At 71.6% G+C, this 8,074-nt stretch carries 5 protein-coding genes; 1 reads left to right on the forward strand and 4 read right to left on the reverse strand.

All coding sequences use genetic code 11. From position 1 onward, the window contains the following. Window positions 1–100 precede the first annotated feature (100 nt). Window positions 101–1,339, forward strand: coding sequence for an aromatic ring-hydroxylating oxygenase subunit alpha (locus ACTMS0_RS26625; protein ID WP_441158001.1), 1,239 nt, complete (start codon window positions 101–103; stop codon window positions 1,337–1,339). Here ACTMS0_RS26625 and ACTMS0_RS26630 read toward each other — a convergent pair. From ACTMS0_RS26630 to ACTMS0_RS26645, 4 genes are all read right to left on the reverse strand, one after another. Beyond that, window positions 1,277–2,812: a SagB family peptide dehydrogenase gene (locus ACTMS0_RS26630; protein ID WP_441158002.1), complete on the reverse strand. Its 1,536-nt coding sequence runs from the start codon at window positions 2,810–2,812 to the stop codon at window positions 1,277–1,279. The genes ACTMS0_RS26625 and ACTMS0_RS26630 overlap by 63 nt on opposite strands. A gap of 95 nt (window positions 2,813–2,907) precedes the next feature. Next, window positions 2,908–4,353: a hypothetical protein gene (locus ACTMS0_RS26635; protein WP_441158003.1), complete on the reverse strand. Its 1,446-nt coding sequence runs from the start codon at window positions 4,351–4,353 to the stop codon at window positions 2,908–2,910. Window positions 4,354–4,472: 119 nt separating this feature from the next. Beyond that, window positions 4,473–4,607 carry a hypothetical protein gene (locus ACTMS0_RS26640; RefSeq protein ID WP_441158004.1) on the reverse strand — a complete coding sequence of 45 codons (135 nt, stop codon included), beginning with the start codon at window positions 4,605–4,607 and terminating at the stop codon, window positions 4,473–4,475. 306 nt (window positions 4,608–4,913) lie between these two features. After that, window positions 4,914–7,988, reverse strand: a complete 3,075-nt coding sequence (locus ACTMS0_RS26645; protein ID WP_441158005.1) for a DUF3427 domain-containing protein — start codon at window positions 7,986–7,988, stop codon at window positions 4,914–4,916. Between the last annotated feature and the right edge of the window lie 86 nt (window positions 7,989–8,074).

The raw sequence follows: 8,074 nt of genomic DNA on the forward strand, positions 1-8,074 counted from the left end.
TGGGTTCAATCGAGTTCGACGAAGGGGCGGTTGAGCTGCTTGTCGACAAGTCCCTCGGGGCGGTGGTTGGATCGGGAAGGCCCGCAGCGCAGGAGGACCCGTGTCTGTTCGCTTCGATGGCCCGGCCGCACCGTTGGAGGTCGACGACCTGCTCGCGGCGTCGCTGCCGTTCGGCTCGTCACGCACGTTGCCGGCCCGTGCGTACACCTCTCCGGAGGTGCTGGCGTGGGAACGCCGGCACCTCTTCGGCGGAGGATGGGTCTGCGTCGGCCGGCGGTCGGAGCTGGGCGGGGCGGCCAACCAGCGGGCGGTCACGGTGGGCGACACGGGGCTGCTGTTGACCTTTGACGGCGCGACGGTGCGGGCGCTGGCGAACGTGTGCCGGCACCGCGGCCATGAACTGCTGGCCGCGGGCGAGACAGCGAACCGGGCGGCGATCGTGTGCCCGTACCATGGATGGGCGTACCGGCTGGACGGCACCCTCGCCGCGGCGGCCGCCATGAGCGGCGTCGCGGCCTTCGATCCCGCGGACCACGGCCTGATCGAGTTGCCGGTGGCGCAGTGGCAGGGCTGGGTGTTCGTCAACGCGGCGGGCGGGGCGCTCCCGTTCGCCGAGTACCTCGGTGCCCTCGACGAGCTGATCGCGCCGTACCAGCCCGAGCGCCTGCGCCTCGGCGACCGGCACGAGTACGACGTCGCGGCGAACTGGAAAGTGATCGTGGAGAACTACCACGAGTGCTATCACTGCCCACGCATCCACCCGGAGCTCTGCCGGGTCTCGCCGCCGACGTCGGGCGACAACTGGGATCTGCCGGGCGCCTGGATCGGCGGCTCGATGGACCTGCGGGAGCACGCCGAGACCATGTCGTTGGACGGGCGGTCGCGCGGGCGGTTCATCGAGGGGGCTCCTCGCCGCACGGTCCGCTACGTCGGCCTCTTCCCCAACCTGCTGATCTCGGCGCACCCGGACTACGTCATGACGCACCGGATCGAGCCGCTCGCGCCCGACCGGACGCGGGTCGAGTGCAGCTGGTACGTGCCGCAGGACGCGACCGAGGTGGCGTACGCGGTGACGTTCTGGGACATCACCAACCGCCAGGACTGGGCGGCGTGCGAGTCGGTCCAGCGGGGGCTCTCCTCGCCCCACTACCGGCCGGGACCGCTGGCTCCCAACGAGGACGCGGTCCATCAGTGGATGAGCTTCGTCGCCCGGGCGTACCTGGATCCCGTGGCCGCTTTCACCGCCGCGCGCTCACCCGGCACCCAGCGGGACCGGTCAGCGGGCGATCCGCCGGGGCCGGCCGGGCGGGCCGCCGGGCTTCGGCCGGTAGGCGGGTAGCCCGATGGCGATGGCGAGCATGCAGGCCGCACGGGTGTCAAACGCCTCCGAGACGTCCTGGTCGCAGAACGTCAGGCCGGTGCCGCCGTGACCGAGGGTGAAGGCGGCCAGTTGCAGGCGGCCGGCGGCCACCCCCGCCTCGAACTGGGCGACCCGGTACCCGCGCTCGCCGTACCCGTCGAGCACCTGGTCGAGATCGGCGCAGGCGAAGTCGGTGTACGCCGAGTCGCCGCCGAGCGGCTGGTCGAGGCAGAGCCCCTGGCTCAACGTTCGTACCTTGGGCTCCGGCGCCGGCCGGCGCAGCTGCGGCGGGCCGTCGACCTGCTGGTACAGGCCCGGCTCCCTGCCGTGCACCGCGTGGACCGCGACCTCGTGGGAGAGCAGGGTGGTCCCGGTCGGGATTGCGTCGGCGGGGACCGCTCGGGTCGCCGCAGCCATCGCCCAGTGCAGCAGCTCGGCGGGGGCGAGTTGGCGGCGCATGCGCCGGGTGGAGCCGCGGCGCAGGATGACCGACTCGATCGGCTCGCTGCCGGCCGCAACCGGTGCATCGACGGTATCGGTGGCGCGGGGCAGGCCCGCGACGGCGGCCGCCCGCCAGCCGGTCACGTCGTCGCCCGTGGTGAGCTCACCGGCCTGCTGCACCCGGATGACCAGCGGGAAGCCGACCGGCGCGGGGGAGAGCGGCGTCGGCGGGAACTGCGGCGGAGGTAGCTCGACCGGTTCGGCGGCGGCGGCCGCGGTGGGCCGGCCGCAGGTGATCACCGCCACCGGGAACTCCGTCACGCCGTCGACGCCGAGCAGGCGAGACACGGCGGCGTCGACGAAGCCTAGCCGTACCCGCACGGGTAGCCCGTGGCCTTCGGCGACGGCGAGCAGATTCGCCAGCATTGTCCCGGCGTCCCAGTAGACGTGCCGCCAGCCCCGTTCGGCGTACTTCCACGCGGTGCGCCACGGGAGGCCGGTGACGACGAGGGCGAGCGGGCTGACCGCGACGTCTGGATCGGCGGTGGCGTCGGCCAGCGCCCGGCGGTGGTCCCCGGCCGCGAGTGCCTCCAGGCCGAACACCTCCGGCGCGAAGTGGTACAGCCCGGCGTCGAGCCCGGCCACCTCGCTGGCCACCGCGTACACCTCGAGGGGGTGGAGGTTGCCGGCGGAGGGGGCGGCCCGGAACCAGAGGTTGTCTCCGGCCGTTCGGGTGACGCCGGCCGAGTAGAACAGCAGCCGGGCGAGGAGTTCGCCGTCGATGGTCGGGTCGCTCGGCGGTACCCGTCCGGACAGGGTCACCGCGGCCGGCGCCCCGGTCGGCGGCAGGTCGCGGGGGAGGGGGTGCACCGGCGCCCCGAGGTGGCGTTTGAAGGGCTGGGGACGGTTGCTCGGGTCCATCGGGACGAATCCCGGGACACCCGGCGGCCGGCCGCCGCGACACTGGTTCGTCTGGTGGTGGTAGAGCCGGGTCACCTCGCCGGTGCGCATCCGCCGCGCATACCCGCCGGCGCCCGGCGTATGCCGAACGAGCGCGGTGCCGGGCGCGGCAGCCGTCCGCAGCCCGCACTCGCCGCGCAGCCGTCTCAGTTCGGTGCTGCCGCCGGGCGCTGCGGCAGGTACACCTCCCAGCCGGAGGTGGTGAGGTTCGGCACCGGAATCCGGTGCCAGTCCGTGGCCCAGACCGGCGGGGCGGAGTTCTTGACCAGCAGGGCGAAGCGTCCGGTCGCCGCGGCCTGCCGCAGCTGCGCGGTGCTCGCGTTGCGGTTGTATCCCCGGTCTTCCAGCGCCCGGCACCCCGCGTAGTAGGCGATCGGGATGGCCTCGTGGCCGGAGATCACGCATGGCGGTCGCACCCCGTGCGATCGCAGGGTCTGGACGAGACGGGTCCAGTCGCCGCGGCTGCGGACCTGCTCCGCCACGACGTGATGCAGGATGCCGGCCTGGATGGCGAGGTGGCCGGCGAAGCCCAACGCAACCACGGCGGCGACGATCCGCCGCCGCTGACCGACGGCCGTGGAGAACAATGCGGCGAGCCCCGGGATGGTGCAGACCAGGGCAACGGCGTAGGTCGGCAGCAGGAACCGGGGCGCGGAGTATCCGATCAGGAACAGGTAGGGGAAGGCCATGGCGGCGGCGATCACGAATGGCAGCCATGCCGTCCGTGCCATGCCCGCCCGGTGGGCCGCCCGGACAGCCAATGGCACCAGCACCGCCAGCGCCAGCCACCACAGCACCGCCGGCCACCTCACGGGGCTGCCGCACGGGCGGCACAGGATCGGCCCGTCCAGGGTGCTGATCACGTGCCCGAGGGAGAACTGCAGCTTCGTGCCGCCCTGCACGTGACCGGCCTGACGGATGCGCTCCAGGAGCCCGCCGTAGCGCAGCTCGGCCTCGACCGCCCACGGTGCGCCGCCGAGCACGAGGCCTGCGACCACGGCCGCGGTCAGCCGCCACCGCCGGAACGCGGGCACCGCGACGGTGGCGGCGAGCAGCGGGAGCCCGAGCCAGAAGGCGTCGGCCGGCCGCATCAGGGCGGCCACGGCGAGGGCGGCGATGAGCCCGAGGTACGCCCCGGGCCGGGCTGGCTCGGCCACGGCCAGCAGGAAACACCCGACCGCTGCCACCGCCGCCATCGCCGTGTAGTGGTTGGGCATTGCGGCGTTCGCGTAGAACAGGGCGGTCCAGAGGCTCGCGTACAGCCCGGCGGCGATCGCGGCGGTGCCGGGCCGCCGGGACACCCGCGACCACACCCAGAACGCCAGCCCGAGCGACGCCGCCGCGGTGACGGTGAGGAACAGCCGGAGGGCGACGGTGGAATCGAGCCAGGACGCTACGGGCCACACCAGCAGGGTCACGCCCCGGGCGCGCGGTGCGCTCATGAACGCCGGCGGCGCATGGTTGCCGTGCTGGCTCACATAGACGACCTCGTCCCAGCCGAGGTCGAGACTGGCCGGCACCGCGACCAGCGACGCGGCGGCGAAGATCACGCACACCGCGACCAGGGGTCGCGCGCCGGACCGGGATGTCACCCACGAGGAGAGCACCAACACCTCACTCGACGAGTCACGCCAGGCCGCGCCCAGCGAGGAGGGTGGGATTGTCCGAGCAGTCCTCACTTTAGTGGGAAACGGGATCTACCGGGTCTTCTTCACGAATCCTGGTTCTTCTCCGCGAATCGACCATCGGTCAGACCTTGATCGGTCCGTAACCCGGTGATCTGCTCGGGGAAGCCGATGCCGAGCGGCGCACGGCCGCTCAACTTCGCCGCCACGCTGGGCGCCACGGTCTATCTCTTCCAAGGGTTGCAGGACCCGGAGCTGGCGAGCGTGGCGTAGGCGTAGCAGCCGCGCCGCTTCTACACGAGCGGCATTGCGAGCAACCGTTCATCCTGCGTCTGCATGAAGGTCGTGCTGGGCAGGTCATAGCGCTCGCCGTCCCAGTCCAGCCCGTAGCTACGGCCAGCGGAGCCCCCACCTCAGGTGAGCTGCCCGAGCGCCAGCAGCACCAGCAGCGGCTCGTGCGGCGCGAGGCGGCGTTCTGCTGGTGCAGGCGTAGCGAGGTCAGCCGGTCCAACACTCCTGGCGGGTGCTCATGCGGCGATCGCCCGGGCTGCGGCGAACATGTCGGCGGGGAGCGGATGCTGCAGCCGCCAGAGGATGCGCATCGGCCGGTCGCCGCTGTGCTCCTGGTACGTCATTGGCCCCGCGTATAGGTATGGCGGCGCGCCCAGGTCGCGGTCGGCGACCTTGGTCTCCCGGACGAACAGGTGCACCGTCGACCCGCGCTCGGCGTGGTGGATGTAGCGCTGCCCCGTCGCGGAGGCCGACGACGTGGTGCTCTGGGACTCCCACTGGAACAGGCTGTCGGTGATGGCCCGGTCGGCGTACATCGTCGTGGGGGAGTAGCCCTCCTCGGACTTGACCAGGGTGACGAAGAAGAGGTCAGCCCTCTCGTCCGGCAGCCACTTCACCCCCTCGCGCAGCGACCCCGGATTCGCCATCCCGAAGGCCGCGCATGCCTCGTTGCGGCTGTAGCGGGCGTGCACCCGCAGTGGCACCCGGTCCGACGGCGGCGCCACCGTCACCCGGTGGATTCGGTCCCGCAGCACCTCGGCGAGCTGCCGCAGTTCGGCACAACGCGCCGGCTCAGCCCAGAGCCGCTTCAGCCGGGCGTCGCGCTCGGTGAGCGGCACCGACGGCCCCCACAGGCCGAAGTGCAGCATGTCCAGCAGCCGTCCGCCTCCGGGGTGCTTACCGCCGGCGACCCGAGCCAGCAGGTCCAGACGGCCGACGTCGTCGATGTGCAGCATCCTCCCAATGGCCCGGCCGAGCTCGCGGTCGTCCGGCCCGGCGATCGAGGTGTCGATGCCCGCCAGGCGCCGCAGCCCGGTCCACCCGCCGATGCTCGCCGAGCGGTAGATGTCTTCGATCTCCACGCCGGCCTCGCGCAGGAACTCGCTCAGGCTTACGTCTCCGAGCAGCCGCAGCTCTGCTACGAGGCCGGGCTTCGACGTGGGCAGCGCCGAGCGCAGGTTGCGTAGCACGATGTCCTTCGCCACCCGGTCAAGCTGGATGTGGCAGCCGCTCGGCAGGGACGGGAAGTCATCGCGTACCGCTTCGGTGATCGCCCGCCGGCTCACCCCGGTCAGGGCCCGCCAGCGCAGGTCGAAGCGGAAGTTTGCGTGCTGCCCGCCGATGAAGTCGAGCACGGTCAGGCAGGGCTTGTCGTCGTCCAGGCGGAGGCCGCGGCCGAGCTGCTGCAGGAAGATCGTGGCGCTCTCGGTTGGCCGCAACATCAGGATCGTGTCGACCATCGGCAGGTCAACACCCTCGTTGAACAGGTCGACGGTGAAGAGCACCCGCAGCGCGCCGTCTCTGAAGTCCTTGATGAGGGCCTGCCGCCCGGCGGGGTCGACTCGAGACGTGATCGCCGCCGACGGCACGCCGTGCTTGGTGAACCAGTCCGCCATGAACTCGGCGTGCCCGATGCTCACGCAGAATCCCAGCGTCCGCATCCGCGCCACGTCGACCGTGTCCCGTACGGCCCGCAACACCATCCGCGCCCGCGCGTGATTGCCGGTGTAGACGCCGTCCAGCTCTGCCGGGTCGTACCCCTGCCCACGCTTCCACCGCAGCTGTGACAGGTCGACGTCGTCGTGCAGCCCGAAGTACTGGAACGGCGCCAGCAACTGCCGCTCTAGGGCCTCCCACAGGTGCAGCTCAACGGCAGCGCGGCCGCCGAACCACCGCCGCACATCGCCGCCGTCGCTGCGGTCGGGGGTCGCGGTCAACCCCAGGAGTACGCGCGGCCGCAGCCGCTCGAGGAGTCGCGCGTACGTCGGCGCCTCCGCATGGTGGAACTCGTCGACGATCACCATGTCGTACGCCTCGGGGTCGATCTCCCGCCGGTGCAGCGACTGGATGGAGGCGAAGACGTGCCGCCAGTGCTGCGGCTCCTTGCCACCGACGAGCGTCTCACCGAAGCTGCCGTCCCCCATCACCTGCCGGAACGTCGACAGGCTCTGCCGCAGGATCTGCTCCTGATGGGCGACGAAGAGCAGCGAGTCGACCTCTCCCGCCTTGTGGAGCCGGCGGTAGTCGAGCGCCGCGACCACCGTCTTGCCGGTGCCCGTGGCCATCACCACCAGGTTGCGGTGCCGGCCGTGTACTTTGCGTTCGGCATCCAGGTCGGCCAGGATTTCCGCCTGATACGGGTACGGCCGCACGTCCAGGTTGGCGATCTCGGTCGGCGACTCGTCGGGGCGCTCTCCGCGCAGTGCATGCCGCAGCCGCTCGCCGTCCTTCGCCGGGTCGTACGCCTCGAACGCCGGGTCGTGCCAGTAGTCCTCGAACGTCGCGGTGAAGGTGTCGATGATGTGCGGCTGCTCCAGATTGGAGATCCGTACGTTCCACTCCACGCCGTCGACCAGCGCGGCCTTGGACAGGTTCGACGAGCCGACGTACGCGGTCGTGGTGCCATTGCGGCGGCGGAACAGCCACGCCTTGGCGTGCAGGCGGGTGGTGCGGGTCTCGTAGGAGACCTTGATGGCGGCGCCGAGTTCGGCGAGTCGGTTGAGGGCCCGCTGGTCGGTCGCGCCCAGGTATGTCGTGGTGATGACCCGCAGCCGGCCGCCGCGGGCGATCAGGTCGCGGATCGCAGGCTCGACGATGCGCAGGCCGTGCCACTTGATGAACGCGCAGAGCAGGTCGATCTGGTCGGCGGAGGCCATCTCGTGGGTGATCTCGTGGCCGATACGCGGCTGGTGACGGCCGTTGACCAGCAGGGCACCGGTGGAGAGTGGGGTGGTCGGGCGCGGCGGGAAGGTGGGCTGCGCGGGCGGGGTCGGCGGGGCGGCGATGGCGTGCAGGAGGTGCTTGGCGTCGGTCACCTGGTCATGTGCTGTTGCCGCCTGGGGGCTCATGGTGGCGATGGCGTCGGCGATGCGGTTGGCCAGCTCGACCTGGCGGGCGAGCTTGTCGTCGCCGCCAGGGACGGCGTGCAGGGCGCGACGGGCCAGGGTGGCGATGTGGCGGGCGATAGTCTCGTGAGCGTCGGCCGGGTCGAGCTTCTCGCGCTGGATAAGGGCGGGGTCAACATGCTGCAGTCGCTCGGCGACGTCGCGCGTGATCAGGTGCTCATAGATGCCCCGCTCAAGATCCGTCACCCCGGCAACCTAGTGCTGTGACCACGAACGTTTGCGGTGTTGGGTGACACGCCGTCCGGCTTGCCTGCCAGGCGGCGTCGTGGCGG

Source organism: Micromonospora sp. H33, assembly GCF_052068455.1.
Lineage (GTDB): Bacteria > Actinomycetota > Actinomycetes > Mycobacteriales > Micromonosporaceae > Micromonospora.

What these genes read in the sequence shown, in the direction of transcription:
- ACTMS0_RS26630 (WP_441158002.1), bottom strand. Translation starts at nt 2,812, where the DNA reads ATGCGCACCGGCGAGGTGACCCGGCTCTACCACCACCAGACGAACCAG.